Source organism: Clostridia bacterium (assembly GCA_017438525.1).
Taxonomy (GTDB): Bacteria; Bacillota; Clostridia; order Oscillospirales; family RGIG8002; genus RGIG8002.
Map to the genome: position 1 here is coordinate 1 of JAFRVI010000071.1, position 2,215 is coordinate 2,215.

Below are 2,215 nucleotides of genomic sequence, written 5' to 3' on the forward strand. Positions count from 1 at the left end.
CAGCGTTCGTCCTGAGCCAGGATCAAACTCTCTAAAAAATCGTATCATAAGCGCATAAGCGCCTATAACCACTTTTTCAGAGCTTTGACTCTGTAAACAGAATCGCTTAGCGTCTGGATTTACATTCGCCCTCTCGGACGACGTAAATAGTACTCTCAAAAAAATTAAGGGTCATTTTTGGTAATTGTCATAATGTTGTTTAATTTTCAAGGTCCGTACGCATCCCCGCAAACACCCGTTTTTTGGGGACAGCTTGATTATTGTACCACCGACCTTCGCTCTTGTCAAGAACTTTTTTCGTATTTTTTTATTTTTTTTTGCGAGCCCTCCGAATCCGCTTTTTATAACGGTTTCGGGGCGGTTTTTTGTGATAAAAACCGGCCCGGAAAGCGAGGTTCTCGCCTTCCGGACCGGAAACCGATTCAGGTTGCGCCGGGAATCAGTCCGCGGGTTTGAAAACCACCTTGCCGTCCCTGCAGGACGCCTTGTAGGAGCCGCCCTTCTTCACGCTGCCGTCGAGCAGCGCCTCGCTGACGGTATCCTCGACCATGCTCTGCACGGCGCGGCGCAGCGGACGCGCGCCGTAGACCTGATCGAAGCCGGCCTTCGCTACCGCCTCGGTGACGCTCTTGTCGAACTTAACGCCGACTTCAAGCTGCGCTAGTCTGTCGCCGACGGACTTCAGCATATTCGCGGCGATCTGCTTTATCTCCTCCTCGGTCAGACGGCGGAAGACGATGATGTCGTCCACGCGGTTGAGGAACTCGGGGCGGAACTCCTTCTTGAGCTCGCCGAGCACGCTCTCCTTGACCGATTCGTAGTCCTTCTCCTCGGCGTTCGCGTCGTCGCCGAAGCCGAGCTTGCGCTGCTTCTCGGTGATCAGCCGCGCGCCGATGTTGGAGGTCATTATGATGACGGTGTTCTTGAAGTCCACCTTCCTGCCGGTGCTGTCGGTCAGGATGCCGTCGTCAAGTATCTGAAGCATAAGGTTGAAGACGTCGGGGTGCGCCTTTTCGATCTCGTCGAAAAGTATCACGGAGTAGGGCTTGCGGCGCACCTTTTCGGTGAGCTGGCCGCCCTCGTCGTAGCCGACGTAGCCCGGAGGCGAGCCGATGAGCTTGCTGACGGAGTGCTTCTCCATATACTCGGACATATCGACTCTTATCAGCGCGTCCTCGTCGCCGAAAACGGCCTCGCTGAGCGCCTTGGAAAGCTCGGTCTTGCCGACGCCGGTGGGTCCCAGGAAGATGAAGGAGCCGACGGGGCGCTTCGGGTCTTTCAGACCCGCTCTGCCCCTGCGGATCGCGCGGGCGACCGCCTTGACGGCTTCGTCCTGCCCGATGACGCGCTTGTGAAGCTCGCTCTCGAGGTTCAGCAGGCGCTTCTGCTCGTTCTTCTCGAGTTTCAGCACCGGGATCTTCGTCCACGCGGTGACGATGCGGGCGATCTCTTCCTCGCCGACGATCGCCTTGACTTTATCCTTCTGCTCGAGCCATTTGTCGCGCGCCTTCTTCGCGGCGGCTTCCGCCTGCTCGCGTTCGTCGCGCAGCTTCGCTGCCTGCTCGAAGTTCTGCTCGCGCACCGCCGCTTCAAGCTCCGCGGCGACGGAGCGGACCTTTTCCTCCGCCTCCTTGACGTTCGCCGGAGGCGTGTGGCTGCCGATGCGGACGCGGGACGCCGCTTCGTCGATGAGGTCTATCGCCTTGTCGGGCAGGTATCTGTCGGTGATGTAGCGCGAGGAAAGATTGACGGCGGCTTCTATCGCCTCGTCGGAGATAACGACGGAGTGGTGCGCCTCGTACTTTTCGCGCAGTCCCTTCAGTATCGCCACGGTCTGTTCCTTAGTCGGCTCGCCGACGGTTATCGGCTGGAAGCGGCGCTCGAGCGCGCTGTCCTTCTCGATATGCTTGCGGTATTCGTCGAGCGTGGTCGCGCCGATGACCTGCAGTTCGCCTCTGGCGAGGGACGGCTTGAGGATGTTCGACGCGTCGATCGCGCCTTCCGCGCCGCCCGCGCCGATTATCGTGTGCAGCTCGTCGATGAAGAGGATAACGTCGCCGGACTTCTTGACCTGGTCGATGACCGCCTTGATGCGCTCCTCGAACTCGCCGCGGTACTTCGTGCCCGCTATCATGGAGGTAAGGTCAAGCGCGAGCAGACGCTTGTTTTTCAGATTCTCTGGAATGTCGCCCTGCGCGATCTTCAGCGCGAGGCC

General features: G+C 58.8%; 1 protein-coding gene. It reads right to left on the reverse strand.

Going from position 1 to position 2,215, the window contains the following annotated elements; genetic code table 11:
- Nucleotides 1–439: 439 nt before the first annotated feature.
- Nucleotides 440–2,215: ATP-dependent Clp protease ATP-binding subunit (locus tag IJL83_06505; GenBank protein MBQ6553245.1), on the reverse strand; the 1,776-nt coding region annotated here is incomplete at its 5' end.